The organism is Jezberella sp., assembly GCF_964834465.1.
In genome coordinates, this window is record NZ_CBAZRM010000012.1 from 54,467 (window position 1) to 70,995 (window position 16,529).

At 51.9% G+C, this 16,529-nt stretch carries 19 protein-coding genes; 7 read left to right on the forward strand and 12 right to left on the reverse strand.

Annotated features, from left to right (window positions below):
* Positions 1-81: 81 nt before the first annotated feature.
* From rpsT to AC1W8Y_RS10750, 8 genes are all read right to left on the reverse strand, one after another.
* Complete coding sequence (gene rpsT / locus AC1W8Y_RS10715; RefSeq protein WP_106226455.1) at positions 82-345, reverse strand: 30S ribosomal protein S20; 264 nt, start codon at positions 343-345, stop codon at positions 82-84.
* A 165-nt stretch (positions 346-510) separates the two neighbouring features.
* A complete protein-coding gene (murJ, locus tag AC1W8Y_RS10720) occupies positions 511-2,070 on the reverse strand; it encodes a murein biosynthesis integral membrane protein MurJ (protein WP_482014469.1) in 1,560 nt (519 codons plus the stop codon).
* Positions 2,071-2,089: 19 nt separating this feature from the next.
* On the reverse strand, positions 2,090-2,743 hold the full coding sequence (gene adk / locus AC1W8Y_RS10725; RefSeq protein WP_482014470.1) for an adenylate kinase: 654 nt from the start codon (positions 2,741-2,743) through the stop codon (positions 2,090-2,092).
* Positions 2,744-2,825: 82 nt separating this feature from the next.
* Positions 2,826-3,596 carry a 3-deoxy-manno-octulosonate cytidylyltransferase gene (gene kdsB, locus AC1W8Y_RS10730; RefSeq protein WP_482014471.1) on the reverse strand — a complete coding sequence of 257 codons (771 nt, stop codon included), beginning with the start codon at positions 3,594-3,596 and terminating at the stop codon, positions 2,826-2,828.
* Between the two features lies 1 nt (position 3,597).
* Positions 3,598-3,795, reverse strand: a complete 198-nt coding sequence (locus AC1W8Y_RS10735) for a Trm112 family protein (protein WP_482014472.1) — start codon at positions 3,793-3,795, stop codon at positions 3,598-3,600.
* A gap of 5 nt (positions 3,796-3,800) precedes the next feature.
* Positions 3,801-4,907: a tetraacyldisaccharide 4'-kinase gene (gene lpxK, locus AC1W8Y_RS10740; protein ID WP_482014473.1), complete on the reverse strand. Its 1,107-nt coding sequence runs from the start codon at positions 4,905-4,907 to the stop codon at positions 3,801-3,803.
* Positions 4,904-5,314, reverse strand: coding sequence for an ExbD/TolR family protein (locus AC1W8Y_RS10745; protein WP_482014474.1), 411 nt, complete (start codon positions 5,312-5,314; stop codon positions 4,904-4,906). The genes lpxK and AC1W8Y_RS10745 overlap by 4 nt, the downstream gene beginning before the upstream one ends.
* Before the next feature lie 4 nt (positions 5,315-5,318).
* Complete coding sequence (locus AC1W8Y_RS10750) at positions 5,319-5,927, reverse strand: MotA/TolQ/ExbB proton channel family protein (RefSeq protein ID WP_482014542.1); 609 nt, start codon at positions 5,925-5,927, stop codon at positions 5,319-5,321.
* Positions 5,928-6,260: 333 nt separating this feature from the next.
* On the opposite strand from AC1W8Y_RS10750, the gene xseA reads away from it, so the two are divergent.
* Positions 6,261-7,604 (forward strand): exodeoxyribonuclease VII large subunit, encoded by a 1,344-nt coding sequence (xseA, locus tag AC1W8Y_RS10755; RefSeq protein ID WP_482014475.1) that lies wholly within the window; start codon positions 6,261-6,263, stop codon positions 7,602-7,604.
* 85 nt (positions 7,605-7,689) lie between these two features.
* Complete coding sequence (gene sodB / locus AC1W8Y_RS10760; protein ID WP_482014476.1) at positions 7,690-8,268, forward strand: superoxide dismutase [Fe]; 579 nt, start codon at positions 7,690-7,692, stop codon at positions 8,266-8,268.
* A gap of 82 nt (positions 8,269-8,350) precedes the next feature.
* Here the strand turns inward: sodB and AC1W8Y_RS10765 are convergent, their stop codons facing one another.
* Positions 8,351-8,818 carry a DUF192 domain-containing protein gene (locus tag AC1W8Y_RS10765; RefSeq protein ID WP_482014477.1) on the reverse strand — a complete coding sequence of 156 codons (468 nt, stop codon included), beginning with the start codon at positions 8,816-8,818 and terminating at the stop codon, positions 8,351-8,353.
* A 33-nt stretch (positions 8,819-8,851) separates the two neighbouring features.
* Complete coding sequence (locus tag AC1W8Y_RS10770) at positions 8,852-9,085, reverse strand: cold-shock protein (protein WP_482014478.1); 234 nt, start codon at positions 9,083-9,085, stop codon at positions 8,852-8,854.
* 264 nt (positions 9,086-9,349) lie between these two features.
* Between AC1W8Y_RS10770 and clpS the strand changes: the two genes are divergently transcribed.
* From clpS to AC1W8Y_RS10795, 5 genes are all read left to right on the forward strand, one after another.
* Positions 9,350-9,670 (forward strand): ATP-dependent Clp protease adapter ClpS, encoded by a 321-nt coding sequence (gene clpS / locus AC1W8Y_RS10775; protein WP_482014479.1) that lies wholly within the window; start codon positions 9,350-9,352, stop codon positions 9,668-9,670.
* Positions 9,671-9,778: 108 nt separating this feature from the next.
* Positions 9,779-12,094: an ATP-dependent Clp protease ATP-binding subunit ClpA gene (gene clpA, locus AC1W8Y_RS10780; protein ID WP_482014480.1), complete on the forward strand. Its 2,316-nt coding sequence runs from the start codon at positions 9,779-9,781 to the stop codon at positions 12,092-12,094.
* A 10-nt stretch (positions 12,095-12,104) separates the two neighbouring features.
* Positions 12,105-13,244, forward strand: coding sequence for a paraquat-inducible protein A (locus tag AC1W8Y_RS10785; RefSeq protein WP_482014481.1), 1,140 nt, complete (start codon positions 12,105-12,107; stop codon positions 13,242-13,244).
* A 10-nt stretch (positions 13,245-13,254) separates the two neighbouring features.
* On the forward strand, positions 13,255-14,907 hold the full coding sequence (locus AC1W8Y_RS10790; protein WP_482014482.1) for a PqiB family protein: 1,653 nt from the start codon (positions 13,255-13,257) through the stop codon (positions 14,905-14,907).
* An 8-nt stretch (positions 14,908-14,915) separates the two neighbouring features.
* Positions 14,916-15,515: a PqiC family protein gene (locus AC1W8Y_RS10795; RefSeq protein ID WP_482014483.1), complete on the forward strand. Its 600-nt coding sequence runs from the start codon at positions 14,916-14,918 to the stop codon at positions 15,513-15,515.
* A 13-nt stretch (positions 15,516-15,528) separates the two neighbouring features.
* Here AC1W8Y_RS10795 and dut read toward each other — a convergent pair whose 3' ends face one another.
* Positions 15,529-15,978 (reverse strand): dUTP diphosphatase, encoded by a 450-nt coding sequence (dut, locus tag AC1W8Y_RS10800; RefSeq protein ID WP_482014484.1) that lies wholly within the window; start codon positions 15,976-15,978, stop codon positions 15,529-15,531.
* Positions 15,979-16,031: 53 nt separating this feature from the next.
* Positions 16,032-16,463, reverse strand: coding sequence for a DedA family protein (locus AC1W8Y_RS10805; protein WP_482014485.1), 432 nt, complete (start codon positions 16,461-16,463; stop codon positions 16,032-16,034).
* Positions 16,464-16,529: the final 66 nt, after the last annotated feature.

Genomic DNA, 16,529 nt, shown 5'->3' on the forward strand with positions numbered 1-16,529 from the left:
TACTTTACATCCAATCGAGACTCAATGGGACACCTTGGTGATGACTGAACCTTTTCAGCCAGGGGCCCTAAAGCAAAGGCATTAGGCCAAAGATTTAATGGCAGCTGACAGGCGGCTCTTGTGACGAGCAGCTTTATTCTTGTGAATGATGTTTTTGTCTGCAACGCGATCAATGATGCTGGTTGTTTTTTGCAAGACCAGATTGGCGGCAGCTTTGTCACCAGCCTCAATGGCTTCACGCACACGTTTAATCGATGTGCGCAACATCGAGCGCAGGCTTGAATTGTGCTTGTTAAGCGCTACCGATTGGCGGGCGCGTTTACGGGCTTGGGCGGTATTTGCCATGAGGTTGCTATATCTTACTGTTAGTTAGGTTGGCAGGGGGGTACCCTGTAAAGCCCTCTACTATAGCACTAAGCCCATGAATTGCAAACCTTATTGGCAGTTTGGGCGGCAAATCTGGCAGTTTTCCAACAAATCATGGTCAAGCGTCGGGCGGCATGGCTTTTTCTAAACAGTTGGGGCACGTTTGAAGTCTTTGATGCGTATGCCCGCCAGCCATAGCCCTGCCATGTATGTGACCCCCGCTGCTGCTAGGATCAGCACCAAGGCACCAATGCGCAGTGCGGGCGAGGATTGCAGTGCGATCCAGTCAAAGCGAGCAGATATCCAGGCGAGACAGCCTGCCATCGCGAGCAGCGCCACGCCTATGCGAGCGATAAACGGCCACCAGCCGGGGTTTGGCTGATAGATCCCTCGTCGTCTTAATCCAATCAAGAGTGCCAACGCGTTCAACGTCGCCCCTAACCCCACCGTTAGCGCTAAGCCTGCATGCGCAAACAGGGGTACAAAGACAAAATTCATCAGTTGTGTCGCTGCCAGCACGCAAATGGCAATAAAAACAGGCGTGCGGATGTTTTGCTGTGCGTAAAAACCAGGAGCAAGCACTTTAACGGCGAGTATCCCAATCAGACCAACCGAATAGGCCACCACGGCCAGCCGCGTTTGTCCGACGTCCGTGGCTTGAAAAGCACCATAATGGAAAAGTACCGAGACGAGCGCTTGTGGGATAAGCATCATCGTGACCGCTGCCGGCAAACCGAGCAACAGTACGAGCTTGAGCCCCCAGTCAAGCAGGTTGCTGTATCTGCCGTCGGCCATATTGGTACTGGCTTTGGATAAAGTCGGTAACAGCACTGTACCGATGGCAACCCCGATCAGCGCGGTGGGAAACTCCATCAGGCGGTCGGCAAAAGAAAGCCAGGTCACACTGCCGGGCGTTAACCAGGTAGCAATATTGGTGTTAATTAAAAGCGATATCTGGGCAACCGATACGCCAAGGGTTGCAGGCAACATCTGGCGCATGATGCGTCTCACCATGGGATCGACGAGAGCCTGCCTGACATTGATTGACAGACGAGGTTGCAATCCTAGTTTGCCCAGGGCTACCCATTGCACGGTCAACTGCAGTAACCCACCTAGCATGACGCCGATCGCTAAGGCGTAAACCGGATGGGTTAGATGGGGGGCGATGCCGAACGCGGCCGCAATCATCGACAGGTTCAGCAAAATGGGTGTGAAGGCCGGCACCGCAAATTTTCGCCACGTGTTGAGTACAGCCGAAGCTAAGGCCACCATGGACATGCACACAATGTAGGGAAACATGATCCGCGTCATTACGACTGCCGCGTCAAACGAGTCTTCTCGTCCCGCCGCCCCCAAACCGCTTGCCATCATGATGACCACGGTGGGCGCTGAGATGATTCCGACAACCGTCACGATCAACAGAATGGCAAACAGCGCCAACGCGACGCGGTCGAGCAGCGTTTTGATTGCCGTTTCATCGTGCGTGTTCTTGGCCTCACCCAGAATCGGCACGAATGCTTGGGCAAAGGCGCCCTCGGCGAAGAGCCTTCGCAAAAGGTTTGGGATGCGAAAAGCCACCCAGAAAGCGTCCGTCAAAGCGCCCGCGCCGAAGGCACGGGCAATGATGACATCTCTAAACAGTCCGGATATACGGGATAAAAGCGTGAAGCCGCTGACCGTAGCGGTTGCTCGCAACAAGCTCATCGGGTGAGGCGGTCTCGTGTCAGGTCAAGGCGTTAAATATGCGCGCTTTAATTTCATCGACTGATCCCAATCCCTCGACTTTGCGATAGCGAGGTGCTTGCAAGGCGTCGGCGGCAGCCCAGCTTGAGTAGTAATCGACGAGGGGGCGCGTTTGCTCACGGTACACGGAGAGCCGATGTTTCACCGTCTCTTCTTTATCATCCTCGCGTTGGACGAGCGGTTCACCCGTGATGTCATCGATCCCTTCGACCTTTGGCGGATTGAACTTGATGTGGTAGGTGCGGCCGCTCGTTGCGTGAGAGCGGCGCCCACTGATTCGTTCGACGATGTCTTGCTCTGGCACGGCGATTTCGACCACGAAGTCCAGGCCCACATGCGCCTCTTTGAGCGCATCTGCCTGGGGAATGGTGCGGGGAAAACCGTCAAAAAGATAACCGTTTTGGCAATCGGCTTCTTGTAATCTGTCTTTCACCAGCCCGATGATCAGGTCATCCGAGACCAACGCACCGCTATCCATGATCTTCTTGGCTTGAATGCCTAAGGGGGTTCCCGCCTTGACGGCAGCACGCAACATATCCCCCGTTGAAATTTGAGGGATACCAAACTTTTCTTTGATGAATGCGGCTTGTGTGCCTTTACCAGCACCAGGTGGGCCGAGTAGTATGAGGCGCATGAAAACTCCCGAGTCTTATATTTACGTAATACTCGCATTATGCCGTAAGAGCACAGCACCTGCTGCCCAAGCTTGACCACCCTTATCGGGATTGTTCGACCAAGGCGCGAACGCTTGCCAGATCTTCTGCAGTGTCAATGCCTGCAAAAGGTAGGGTAGGAAGCGTTTTTACAGCAATCTGAAAACCATTTTCGAGCGCCCGAAGCTGCTCTAGTGACTCGATTGTCTCTAGGACACCAGGCTCAAGTTTGGGAAACTCTCTTAAAAATCCGCAGCGGTAAGCGTACAGGCCAATATGATGAAGTGCAGGCAAATTGGGAGCCAGGATTTTCTGACCCGTCGCCAGAGACTCACGATGCCAAGGGATGGGTGCACGCGAAAAATAGAGCGCTCTGCCAGCCTTGTTGCACACGACCTTGACAACATTTGGATTGAACAAGGACGCTGGGTCTTTGATCAGCGCGGCGCAAGTGGCAATGTGGGCACCAGCGTCGGTGGCCAAGAATGTTGCCACGCCATTAATCGCCTCGGGATCGACCAAGGGTTCGTCGCCTTGTACATTCACCACGATATCTTCGTTCTCAAGCCCGAGCAGATCTGCCGCCTCAGCCAGCCGATCTGTCCCGGTGGGGTGTGTTGAAGACGTCAGCAGGGTGTGAATGCCAAAGGACTGAGCTGCCGCAATGATGTCTGGGTGATCAGCCGCGATGGTGACTTGCTTTGCATTCGATAACAAAGCGCGCTGAGCCACACGGACAACCATCGGCACGCCACCGATGTCGGCCAGCATTTTTCCGGGCAGCCGTGTAGATGCGAATCTAGCAGGAATAATGACACGAAACGAACTGGTCATCTCAATTGGGTTCAGCAGGATCCAGCTCGACGGTGTCGTCCAGCTTGCTTGCCTCGTTCTCTAACATGATAGGGATGCCATCGCGAATAGGATAGGCAAGACGGTCGGCTTTGCAAATGAGCTTTGCCAAAGCGCGATCCAAGTGAAGCCTGCCCTTGCAGATTGGGCAAACAAGAATATCAAGTAGACGAGTATCCATAAGCCTTATTGTAATCCCAAGCGCTTTTTGTCTTGCTGAATCTGAAACAATTTGTCGTTGAGCCAGTCGACAAACGTCAGGTCATCAAAACGGGTTTCAACGTCTACTACCCAAAGCCGATCGTCGAGCTGGCGATCGCATTTGATGGCATCTTTGGCAGTGATGAGCACCACATCGCACTCGAAAGAGGCTAACAATTCGGCATCAAGGGCAAGGTGATCGCTGGCAGCTTGCGTTTGTGTCAGCGAGATGCCCAGCTCTCGAAGCCCTTGAAAAAACTGTGTTGGCTCACCAATCGCCGCTGCTGCACCGATGTGCTTTTTTTCGCAACGGTCTAAAAACTGCATCAGTGTCAGCAACTCGCCTGATGCCAAGTGCCGCATCCCCAGCACATCTTGATACATGGCCACTTGTCGCGCATGGTTTGTCGGCGATACCACCTGGCTGCTCGTGTCGTTGTTCGTGCCTCGTGCAACGGCATTTCGATGATTGGTAATAATCACATCAGCAGCACCGAGTCGGTGAACCCCCTCACGTAATGGGCCAGCGGGTTGCACCCATCCATTGCCGGTACCTCGTTGGTCTTGCACAATGATTTCAAGGTCACGTGCCAGGGCTAAATGCTGAAGACCGTCATCGCAGATCAGCACATCAACCTGAGGGTAGCTCGTCAGTAGTTTGAGAGCGGCTACTTCGCGCTTGGGGAAAATACAAACGGGCACATCGGTTAATCGGGCGATCAAAGCGGGTTCGTCGCCGAAGTCACTTGCGTCAAGCTGCCCTTCGCCACAACGGGGATGCGCAGTAGATCGAGCGCCATAACCTCGGCTGATCACCCCAGGTGTCCAACCTTTTTGCTGCAGCAGTTTGACGATACCGATGGTTGCCGGCGTTTTTCCAGTGCCGCCTGCGTAGAGGTTACCGACCACGACGATAGGCTTTGCGGTGCTGAAGACTGCTCGATACCATCGTGTGTAATACCAACGCCTGATAGCTAGGATGACTTCGACCAAAAGGGTCAGCGGCATCAGTAGCCACGAAATCGGTTGACGAGTCAACCACAGCTGCTGAACCCACTGGTGGATGAAGGTCGTCAATCCACGCGTTTTCAATCGTGCGCCTGGGTGGCAAAATTCACATGGCCAATCCCAGCTCTTTTGGCGGCTTGCATGGCAGTCACGACGTATTGATGCGGCGTCATGGCATCTGCGTAAATCACCAGCGTTGCATCTTCTGGCTTGGCACTGGCACCCTTTAGCGCGGTCGCAATTTCTTCCATGAGGCCACCCACGATCAACTCACCGCCCAGCGCATATTGCCCACTCTGATTAATCGCGAGGATCAGTTCAGAGGGCATTTTTTCAACGGTACTGGCTTTCGGGAGGGCAACCTTTAGCGCGACGTTGGGTGCGAAAGTGGTGGTCGCTGCAAGAAAAATCAGCATGACCAACAAAATGTCGATCAACGGAATCAGGTTGATGTCTGGGCCGTCGCTTTCCTGGCTCGTCGAAAATCGCATTGCACTAGCCTCGCGAGCCAATCGATAAAGCCTCATCGAGCTGTCGCGAAGCTTGCTCCATTTGGATCAGATAGTCGGCGATGCGAGATCTAAAGTACCGGTGCGCCATCATTGCAGGGATGGCAATCAGGATACCGAAACCGGTGTTGTAAAGGGCGATTGAGATCCCTCGAGCCAGTTGAGTCGGATCTGTGCCGTCAGCACGATATGAGCCAAAAATTTCAATCATGCCCACCACGGTACCAAACAATCCCAACAAGGGGGCAATACTGGCAATTAAACCAAGCGCGGGCAGATAGCGATGCATGTAGTGCGATTGCACACGGCCTACATCCTCAATGGCGATGCGGCGTTGTTCGGGTGCTAGATCACTTCGGTTAAAGGTTTCAACCAACACCGCGCCCAGCGGTGACAAGGCGGCAATCTTGGTCAGTGTGGTTGAATGATCGTCATCTGACTGCAAGTGCGCGAGCATCGTGCTGGCGAGCAGAGGAGGGAGAATGCGTTTGCTGCGGAGGCTCAGGCTTCTTTCGATAACGATGGCGACCATGGCGATAGAGAGCACTACCAAAAACCAAATAGGCCATCCCGCCTGTAAAACAATTGACTGCAAAGCAAACCTCGACATGTTGAAATAGCATCTAGCTGACCGCTATCGTAAGGGCGAGATGCCTAATCTGGCAAGTGTAAAGATTGACCAAGAATTATCCACAGAAGTTGTGGATAATTCTGTGCGTATCACCTGTAAACGTGGATATTCTTGGTGTTTCACGAGGGTGATCAAAAAATACGCAACGAGCGGTATCTTTTTGAATAGTCTTTATAATTCAATGGCTTATGTATATTTAATCGTAAGCTTTTGTAAACTAGGCGAAATATACCAAGCAGCTTAATGACTTACTCTCATTCATCACGTTCTGTGGACACATTTAGGCTTGAAACACTTATGACAATTGGAAGTCAGGTAAACAGTCAAGGTTTAACGCCACAGATTGTGACAGTTTCAAGACTAAACAAAGCAATTCGTGATCTTCTTGAAAGCGATTTTGACACGGTCTGGGTAGCGGGTGAGATTTCAAACTTTATGGCCGCCTCATCTGGTCATTGGTATTTCACATTAAAAGACGATTTGGCTTCGGTGCGCGGCGTGATGTTTCGTACACGGGCAATCGCCGCCGGGTTTACGCCGCGGGCCGGCGACGCAGTTGAAGTCAAGTGCCGACCGACGCTTTACGAGGCTCGCGGCGAATTTCAGCTGCAAGTTGAGCAGATGCGCCGAGCAGGGCAGGGTAATCTCTTTGAGGCTTTTGTTGCCTTGAAAGATCGTTTGCAAAAAGAAGGGCTGTTTGAGGCCACCAACAAGCGCGCACTGAATCGGCGTCCTCGTGCGATTGGCGTGATTACGTCACTGTCGGCTGCTGCACTGCAAGACGTGTTGACCGCGCTCAATCGCCGCGCGCCTCATATCCCGATTGTTATTTATCCTTCGATGGTGCAAGGGGCAGATGCACCCTTGCAGTTGCGGCACGCGCTTGCCTTGGCCTGTGATCGAGCCGAAGTAGATACGTTGTTGCTGGTACGAGGCGGTGGCAGTATCGAGGACTTATGGGCCTTTAACGATGAAGCGCTGGCGCGTGATATCGCTGCCAGTGTGATTCCTGTCGTGACGGGCGTTGGGCACGAAACCGATTTCACCATTGCCGATTTTGTGTCGGACTTGAGAGCTCCAACGCCTACGGCCGCTGCAGAACTAGTCTGCGACACGCGCGACGCGCTGGTGGCTCGGTTGACCCATGCTTACCAAACGATTCAGCGATCACATCAGCGTTTGATTGAGCGGCTCTGGCAACGCATTGATCGTGCAAGTGCAGGTTTGATTTCGCCTGAACAGCGCTTAGTGCATCAGTCTGAACGCGTGAGGGCATTGGCCGCGCGGCTTGTCGCGGCAAGCCAGAAAAATCTCTATGCGACTGACGTGCGGCTCAACGTCGCCAGACGTGACTTGTTATATTCCCGCCCGGATGTCACCGCAAAAAGCGCGAGCCTTCTGCGATCAACACAGGCACTTAAATCCAGCTATCACCAGCGACTGACGATACGACACAATCAGTTAAATAGTGCTCAGGGAAAACTACACGCCCTGAGTCCCGAAAACACGCTTGCGCGTGGCTATGCGATTGTTTTGGACAACGCAGGTGTTGTCATCCAGTCAAACACCGTTGTGCAGCCGGGCCAGTCGCTTAACGTGATGGTGGCGGATGGCAATTTCAAGGTCAACGTTTCAACTTGAACTTGCTGAATGTTATTCGTCCGATACAATAGGCTTAGATAATTGCCTTTTGTTTTGTCTTAACCCTCATTAGGATTTCGCTGCGATGGCTCACACGCTCCCACCCCTTCCTTATGCGATGGATGCACTTGCACCCACGATTTCAAAAGAAACACTTGAGTTTCACTACGGTAAGCACCATCAGACCTATGTGACAAACTTGAACAACATGATCCCAGGCACTGAGTTTGAATCTTTAAGCTTGGAAGAGATCATCAAAAAATCTTCTGGCGGTGTATTTAACAACGCGGCTCAGGTCTGGAACCACACCTTTTACTGGAATAGCTTGTCGCCCAACGGTGGCGGTGAGCCCACAGGCAAATTGGCTGAAGCCATCACGGCTAAGTGGGGCAGTGTTGCAGCATTTAAAGAGGCGTTCAACAAATCTGCTGCCGGTAATTTTGGCTCTGGCTGGACTTGGTTGGTCAAGAAAGCCGATGGGTCACTTGATATTGTCAATACGAGCAATGCTGCGACGCCGCTGACGACCACGGACGTTGCCTTGTTGACCTGTGATGTCTGGGAGCACGCGTATTACATTGATTATCGTAATGCTCGGCCAAAATATCTCGAAAGCTTTTGGGCCTTAGCGAACTGGTCTTTCGCAGCACAGAACTTGGGCTAACCGGCCTTTCAGGTCTTGCGCTTGAGACCCCTCAGTAGATCGTTAATCGGCCCGGTGATTCCGGGCCGGTTTGCATCTAGGCCTACAAACCGCCCAGCTGTTTTCCCGCCGAAACCCCGTGCTTTGTAAACCAGCCTTGTTCCATTTCGAGCGTGTAGCGCACAGGCTCGGTCGAACAATGAGAGGTTTCTGTCATGGGGGCCATGTCGGCAATATTGGTAATGACGCCATCCGCTCGTATGAACGCGATAGACAGCGGCAATACCGTATTTTTCATCCAAAAGCATTGCACGTTGGGCTGCTCAAAAACAAATAGCATGCCGTGGTTGGGTTCAAGTGACTCTCTGAACATCAAACCTTTCATGCGAGCGGCCTCGTTGGCAGCCACCTCAGCAGTCACAACATGCATCCCTGCCGTCAGTTTTTTGGTGGGTAACGTTTGAGCGATCGTCAGCGCAGGGGTCACCAGAGCGAGCAGGGCTGACAAGACGAAGAATGTCAGATGACCCTTGACTCGACGCCTGGCCATCCCAGATTTTTCAATAAACATAACAACCTCAAGCAGGGGATTAGACCCCATAGTTTAAGGGGCGGTAATGTTTGTTGCTTGTTTGCCCTTCGGGCCTTGCGTGATTTCGAACAGCACTTTCTGGCCTTCTTTGAGCGTTTTGAAACCGTTCATCTGGATAGCCGAAAAATGCGCGAACAAATCTTCACCACCGTTGTCTGGCGTTACAAAGCCGAAACCTTTGGCGTCGTTAAACCATTTGACGGTGCCGCTTTCTTTTACCCCTGAGCCTGCATTTGCATCTGACATACTGACCTGCCTCTTTACGTTTTGTATAAACTACATACTTAAGTGGTTATTGCTTCTTAAAAGCCCAAAATTGCCAAGTAAAGTTTAGTCTTATTTTTAAAATTGAGGGCACTCTGGGCGAGTAAGATGCATCCGTGCTGTTTTATCGATCCTCACGAGGCGCTAAGTCCTTGAGTTGACAAATAAATACGAGCACATCCTGTTGTACCAAAAAAACACAATTTTGTGATCTCCCGCATGTAATGGATTGCCCTTATATCGACTATGGCTACGCGAATTGATCTGCCTCCCGATTTAGTCTTAGACAAACAGGCTGCCCGAACTGCGCCGCCGCCGATGTATCAGGTGCTGTTGCTCAATGATGACTACACGCCCATGGAGTTTGTCGTGCATATTTTGCAGAAGTTCTTCTCTAAAAACGAAGAGCAAGCAACGCTGATCATGTTGCAGGTTCACCACGATGGTAAGGGCGTGTGCGGTATCTATCCCGAAGACATTGCCGCAACTCGAATCAGTCAAGTTTCACAATACGCCAGAGCACGTCAGCACCCTTTGCAATGTGTGATGGAACCCACCAGCCTGTAAATTTTTTTTCAAAAACATTACAAAATGTGTGTACAAGCCTGATTTCGATGTCTGAAAGGCATAGAATGAAATCGTGAAAGTAAACATGACGAGAAGGACGGAGGAAACGTGATTTCCCAAGAGCTTGAAGTTAGCCTGCATATGGCGTTCGTAGAGGCCCGCTCTGTTCGGCATGAATTTATTACAGTCGAGCATCTGTTGCTTGCACTGCTGGATAATGCCGCGGCGGTCGAGGTTCTGAAAGCGTGTGCCTGCAATATGGACGAAGTGCGACAGAACTTACGCAAGTTTGTCACTGAAAACACCCCTGTGATCCCCGCTGGGGCTGAGGTCGATACTCAGCCGACGCTCGGCTTTCAACGTGTTATTCAGCGAGCCATCATGCATGTTTCTGCTGGCGGCGCATCAAAGAAACCGGTGACGGGGGCAAACGTGTTGGTGGCCATCTTTGGTGAGAAAGACTCACACGCCGTGTATTACCTGCAACAACAAGGTATCACTCGTCTGGATGTCGTGAATTACATTTCGCACGGTATTAGTAAACAGGCAGCGGCCGAGGCCTCACCTTCAGCCAAAGATCCGCAGACAGTCGGCGAGGAAGCCTCAGACAACCGACAGTCACCGCTTGATCAATACGCTCAAGATTTGAACGCAGCGGCAAATGCGGGCCGGATCGATCCTTTGATTGGTCGCGAGGCAGAAGTCGAACGCGTCATTCAGATTCTTTGCCGTCGGCGCAAAAACAATCCCTTGCTGGTGGGCGAGGCTGGCGTCGGTAAGACCGCCATTGCGGAGGGCTTGGCGTATCGAATTACGCGCAATGAAGTCCCTGAGATTCTTCAAGACGCTCAGGTGTTTTCTTTGGACATGGGCTCGTTGCTTGCTGGCACAAAATATCGCGGCGATTTCGAGCAACGGTTAAAAGCCGTGCTCAAGCAATTAAAAAACAATCCCAATGCCATCCTCTTCATTGATGAAATCCACACACTCATTGGTGCAGGATCGGCCTCGGGTGGGACACTAGATGCCTCGAATTTGTTAAAGCCCGCGTTGTCGTCAGGTCAGTTGCGCTGCATCGGTGCGACGACCTACACTGAGTTTCGCGGTGTGTTTGAGAAGGATGCGGCGCTTTCTCGGCGATTCCAGAAAATTGATGTTGCTGAGCCAACGGTTGAGCAGACCATCCAGATCCTGCGTGGCTTAAAAGGGCGTTTCGAGACTCACCACGGGGTCAAATACTCGGCGGCTGCGCTGACGGCTGCAGCCGAATTGTCGGCGCGCCATATTAATGACCGTCACCTGCCCGATAAAGCCATTGACGTGATCGATGAGGCTGGTGCCGCGCAGCGATTGTTGCCAAAATCCAAGCAGAAAAAGGTGATCGGAAAAGTCGAGATCGAGGGCATCATTTCCAAGATCGCGCGCATTCCTCCCCAGACGGTATCGAGCGACGATCGCAGTAAGCTTGCCACACTCGATCGAGACTTGCGCACAGTTGTTTTTGGTCAGGATGCTGCTATCGACGCACTGTCGGCTGCGATCAAGATGGCGAGATCAGGTTTGGGCCGGCCAGAAAAGCCTATTGGCGCCTTTCTGTTATCCGGGCCAACAGGTGTGGGTAAAACCGAAGTTGCTAAGCAGCTGGCCTTCACGCTGGGGATCGAATTGCTTAGATTCGACATGTCTGAGTACATGGAGCGCCATACCGTTTCTCGCTTGATTGGCGCCCCACCAGGATACGTCGGTTTTGACCAAGGTGGATTACTGACCGAGGCAATTCATAAGCAACCACATTGCGTGTTACTACTCGATGAAATCGAAAAGGCGCACCCAGAAGTTTTCAATATCCTGCTTCAAGTCATGGATCATGGCACGCTCACGGATAACAACGGTCGCAAATCAGATTTTAGAAATGTCATTCTCATCATGACAACAAATGCTGGTGCAGAAGCGTTGAGCAAACCCAATATCGGGTTCTCAAACACTCGCGCAGCGGGTGATGAGATGGCTGATATCAAGCGCTTGTTTTCACCAGAGTTCCGCAACAGACTCGACTCTATTGTTCACTTTGCACCACTGTCGAAAGATGTGATCTTGCGCGTAGTAGACAAGTTCTTGATGCAACTCGAAGATCAGTTGCACGACAAGCGTGTTGATGTGACGTTCACGGATGCCTTACGTGATCACCTCGCTAAAGTTGGCTTTGACCCCTTGATGGGCGCGCGTCCGATGCAACGACTGATTCAAGACACAATCAGACGCGCCTTGGCCGACGAGCTGTTATTTGGTCAGCTGGTTGACGGTGGCGTTGTCACGATCGATGTGGATGAAGACGCAAAGGTGAAACTTAGTTTTGGTACTATCCCCCCCAAGGTGGCTAAAACGCCTACTGGCTCTGATCAGGAAACTGAGCTAGTTCACTGAAGGTTGTCGGATGGTTTTGAGTCTTCATTGTCACGGTTGCGGTGCTCACTATCAGCGCCCGCAATTGCAAGCAGGTGACTGCGCCAGATGTTCCCGTTGCGGCACGGTGCTTGAAACCTTCTCGGCGATGACACCGAGCGCTTGGTTTGCATTACTGGTGACGGCCGTCATCGCGCTGGCGTTCGCGAATATTTTTCCCGTCGCTATTTTGGGCTTTCAGGGGCTTAAGCAAAGCGCTGGTTTTTTCGATGCCGTCAGGGTGACCTGGTCCACAGGCTATGAGCCTGTGGCCGTGCTCACGTTTGCAGTGGGGTTTTTCTTTCCGCTCTTGCATGTGTTCACGTTACTGTGGATTTTTGTCCCACTGACGTTCAATCGAGTGCCAGCACATATCGAGCTTGCACTGCGTTTTGTAGATCATTTGCGGCACTGGTGCATGGTGCCTGTTTTGTTGACCGGGATTCTGGTGGCATCCGTCAAGATGGCCGACCTGGCATCACTCACGCCTGAAGTGGGTTTTTTTGCATTAGCGTTTGCGACAATTCTTCTCACCTTCATCGGGCGTCTCGATAGCCAGAACATCTACCTCATGATGGTCGATATGGGGCTATCGGTTGCACCACAAAAACCCATCAAACCACCCTCTCCTGAAGTCATCTCGAGAACCTGGGCGTTGCTCAGCGCAGCCGCAGTGTTGTACATCCCGGCTAATGTCTTGCCAATCATGCTGATTACGGGCGTGCAGGGTGAGTCCTCGCATACCATCATGGGTGGGGTGATCGAATTATGCGAGGTAGGTGCATGGGATATCGCCGCTGTCGTTTTCACCGCCAGTATGGTTGTCCCTGTTTTTAAGCTCGCTGCGATGACCTTGTTATTGTGGAGAGCGCAAAAAGGCCATCCCGAACAATTACAGCAGCGCACGCGCTTGTACGTGGCTGTTGAGTTGATTGGCCAGTGGTCCATGATCGATGTATTTGTAGTGATATTATTGAGCGCGCTGGTGAGGTTTGGGTCATTGATGAGCATAGAGCCCTCGGCTGGGGCGGCCGCCTTTGGTGGTGTTGTCGTGCTCACCATGCTCGCAGCCATTGGCTTTGACCCTCGTCTGGCGTGGCGCCGAGCGGGACACAGAAGTTTTTTAAAGTAGAGGAGCCGGCATGCCGGACGCACAGAGCAATTTAGATAAAAAACTTCCCCAGCCGATCGTGACACGCAAAAAGCGCCGCAATTTGGCTTGGATATGGCTAGTACCCATCGTTGCCGTGTTGATTGGTCTGTCTATCGTCTGGAGCGCCTACAACAAGCGCGGGCCGACCATCACGATCTCTTTCGGTGCTGCCACCGGACTAGAAGTCGGTAAAACCCAAGTTCGCTACCGCGATGTCGTGATTGGCCTTGTCAAAGATATCAAACTGTCAGACCAGCGCGAAGGGGTGATCGTCACTGTTGAGCTGCAAAAAGAGGCGCAAGGGTTTGCGCATGAGACTGCAAAATTTTGGGTGGTCAAGCCGCGCATTGGTGCTGGCGGCGTGTCGGGTCTCAGTACGCTGCTGAGCGGGGCCTATATCGCCGTGGACTCTGCTGAACCGAGTAACGAAAAACTCACTAAAAAGAGTTTCGTCGGTCTTGAAAACCCGCCGCCCATCTTTAATGATCAGCCTGGTACGTCTTTTGCGATTAAAACCAACAATCTCGGTTCGTTAGAGTCTGGGTCTCCCGTGTATTACAAACGGGTGCAAGTTGGATTGGTGACAGATTACGCGCTTAATAAAGCCGGTGATGCTGTGATCATCAATGTATTCGTCAATGCCCCTTACGATAAATTTGTGACCAAGAGAACTCGCTTCTGGAATGCGAGCGGGATCAATGTGAGCTTTGGCGCTCAGGGTGTCGAAGTCAATACCGAATCGATTGCGTCGATTGTTGCGGGTGGGTTGGCGTTTGAGAACTTTGGCTTGGTTGAAGGTGAACCAGCCGATAAGGCTGTGCCATTCAAACTTTTTGATAGCATCAAAGATGCCAGAAGCGAGCCCGAGGGTTTAACGATGCCCATCGTCATGAGGTTTGCCCAATCCACCAAAGGGTTGGTGAAGGGGGCACCGATTGATTTTAGAGGGATCGACCTTGGGGTAATCGACGACGTTCAAATCGACTTTGATGAAAAGACAGCGACTTTTGCGACCGTGGTGACAGGTAGCCTTTACTTCCATCGCTTAGGGAAAGAGTACGAACGGATTGTTGAGCAAAAGCGAACCGTCGATGAAGTGACCAAGACCATGTCTGATCTGGTGGCTGCTGGAATGCGTGCGCAGCTGCGTGTCGGCAATATCTTAACGGGGCAGTTGTATGTCACGTTGGCGATGTTCCCCGAGGTGAAACGAGTGTCGGTCAAGCCGAGTTTGCCCTTCGCGATGCCCACTCGCCCGTCGGATAGTATCGAAGAACTCCAATCTCAACTGGGCAGTATTGTGGCCAAACTCGACAAGGTGCCCTATGAAGAGATTGGCAACAATTTGAATACTGCTTTGAAAACCGTGAATCATTTAACGGCTGGTATCGATAAAAGTGTGGCACCGGAATTGGTTCGTGCGCTCAAGAACGCCAATGTGGTGTTAGAACACGCTGATTCGTTGATCGCACCAGGAAGCGAGTTGTCACAGAATATTAGCGTCATGCTTGAAGAGCTGACACGTGGTTTGCATTCAATCAGAAGTCTGACTGACACGCTACAAATGCAGCCTGACGCGATTTTGCGAGGCCGTAATACGAAAAACTATTCGCGCGAAACGCTCGGAGCACAAAACCGATGAAATACTCAATGAAACAATTAGGTTTACTGGCCTTGTTGACACTCGCAGGCTGCGCTTCGACACCCTCTAACTACTACACCTTAATGAGTGTGGGGGGCGATCAAGTCGTGTCCAGCGCTGCCAAGCCGATGGGTGCCTACGTGCTTGGCGAGGTTGTCGTCCCGGCTGATGTTGATCAGATCCCTCTAATGGTTCAAGAGCGTGACGGTCGCTTGCTGATGCTTGAGTATGACCGCTGGGCATCACCTCTGTCCGGACAGATACAAAATGCATTGTCTAAAGGCTTGACTCAAAAGCTTGGGTTCCCTCCTGAGCAAAATCTTAATTTGGCGATCAATGACAAACGCCACACTCGCGTTCGGGTAGCTGTTCGATCTTTTGAAATGTTAGCTGGCCAGTACGCGGATATGTCTGTCGTTTGGCAAATCAGTTTCGCGGGTAGCGAGAAGACCTTAAGTTGTTTTGCGCAACTGAGAGAAACCGTGAACCCAGGGGTTTCTGAATTGGTTCTTGCTCAGCAAAAAAACGTTGGCAAACTTGCGGATTTGATTGCGATTGGCTTGCAGACCCAAGCGGTACCTTCCTCGGCGGTCTGTAAAACACTATAGCTTGGTGCCGCGATCATGCGGCACCGGTGCTGCCAAACCCGCCCGAACCCCGATCTGATGTACCGAATTCATCGACCCGATTGAATTGAACTTGAACGACAGGTAAGACGACAAGCTGTGCCAAACGCTCTAAAGGCTGCATGGTGTAGGCTGTCTGACCCCGGTTCCACGCTGACACCATTAATGGGCCTTGATAATCTGAATCAATCAGTCCGACGAGGTTGCCCAACACGATCCCGTGTTTATGTCCAAGACCTGAGCGAGGAAGGATTACGGCAGCATACGCAGGGTCAGCAACGTGAATGGCTAAACCTGTTGGGATCAAATGCGTTTCACCCGGTTTGATCGTGAGTGGTTCATCCAGACAGGCTCTTAAATCTAACCCTGCAGAGCCCTGCGTTGCATATGCTGGCAATTGATTCAGCATGCGTGAATCGAGCACTTTTACATCGATGGTCTTCATGGCAATGATCGCGGTAATGTGGTTATACGAAAAATAAAGGGATGTCTGAATGCTCAGGTTAACCCATGTAACGACGCCTCAACGGCCAGATAGCCGGGAGCCAACAGGACTGGTACCCAGACGATGGCAGACACCACATTCGCTGCCTGAAAACGCCAATGCGCCATTTTTAATGCCCCGGCGACTGTGGGAATGGTGCAACGGATGGGCCCCATGAATCGTCCGATAAAGATAGAAGCCAGACCATAACGCCGAAAGAACAATCGAGCTCTTGCAACGGTACGTCGGTGTCTTTTAAATAAGCGCATTCTGAATAATGCGGTACCCCCCCATCGTCCAATCCAATAAGAGAGGGCGTCTCCCAAGATAGCCCCGAGGATACCGCTAGCAACAACGGGGATGACTGGTAAGACCCCGCTACCCAATAATCCACCGCATAAGAGTAAGACGGTCGTGCCAGGGATCAGCACGCCAATCAGTAACATGGACTCTCCCAGCGTGATGAAAAAAACGATCCAAGCGGCCCACTCATGATGGTCCTGAATCAGTTG

Coding starts and splice junctions, on each gene's coding strand:
- rpsT (WP_106226455.1), bottom strand. CDS start 345: ATGGCAAATACCGCCCAAGCCCGTAAACGCGCCCGCCAATCGGTAGCG.
- murJ (WP_482014469.1), bottom strand. CDS start 2,070: ATGAGCTTGTTGCGAGCAACCGCTACGGTCAGCGGCTTCACGCTTTTA.
- adk (WP_482014470.1), bottom strand. CDS start 2,743: ATGCGCCTCATACTACTCGGCCCACCTGGTGCTGGTAAAGGCACACAA.
- kdsB (WP_482014471.1), bottom strand. CDS start 3,596: ATGACCAGTTCGTTTCGTGTCATTATTCCTGCTAGATTCGCATCTACA.
- AC1W8Y_RS10735 (WP_482014472.1), bottom strand. CDS start 3,795: ATGGATACTCGTCTACTTGATATTCTTGTTTGCCCAATCTGCAAGGGC.
- AC1W8Y_RS10745 (WP_482014474.1), bottom strand. CDS start 5,314: ATGCGATTTTCGACGAGCCAGGAAAGCGACGGCCCAGACATCAACCTG.
- xseA (WP_482014475.1), top strand. CDS start 6,261: ATGACAATTGGAAGTCAGGTAAACAGTCAAGGTTTAACGCCACAGATT.
- sodB (WP_482014476.1), top strand. CDS start 7,690: ATGGCTCACACGCTCCCACCCCTTCCTTATGCGATGGATGCACTTGCA.
- AC1W8Y_RS10765 (WP_482014477.1), bottom strand. CDS start 8,818: ATGTTTATTGAAAAATCTGGGATGGCCAGGCGTCGAGTCAAGGGTCAT.
- AC1W8Y_RS10770 (WP_482014478.1), bottom strand. CDS start 9,085: ATGTCAGATGCAAATGCAGGCTCAGGGGTAAAAGAAAGCGGCACCGTC.
- clpS (WP_482014479.1), top strand. CDS start 9,350: ATGGCTACGCGAATTGATCTGCCTCCCGATTTAGTCTTAGACAAACAG.
- AC1W8Y_RS10785 (WP_482014481.1), top strand. CDS start 12,105: ATGGTTTTGAGTCTTCATTGTCACGGTTGCGGTGCTCACTATCAGCGC.
- AC1W8Y_RS10790 (WP_482014482.1), top strand. CDS start 13,255: ATGCCGGACGCACAGAGCAATTTAGATAAAAAACTTCCCCAGCCGATC.
- AC1W8Y_RS10795 (WP_482014483.1), top strand. CDS start 14,916: ATGAAACAATTAGGTTTACTGGCCTTGTTGACACTCGCAGGCTGCGCT.
- dut (WP_482014484.1), bottom strand. CDS start 15,978: ATGAAGACCATCGATGTAAAAGTGCTCGATTCACGCATGCTGAATCAA.
- AC1W8Y_RS10805 (WP_482014485.1), bottom strand. CDS start 16,463: ATGTTACTGATTGGCGTGCTGATCCCTGGCACGACCGTCTTACTCTTA.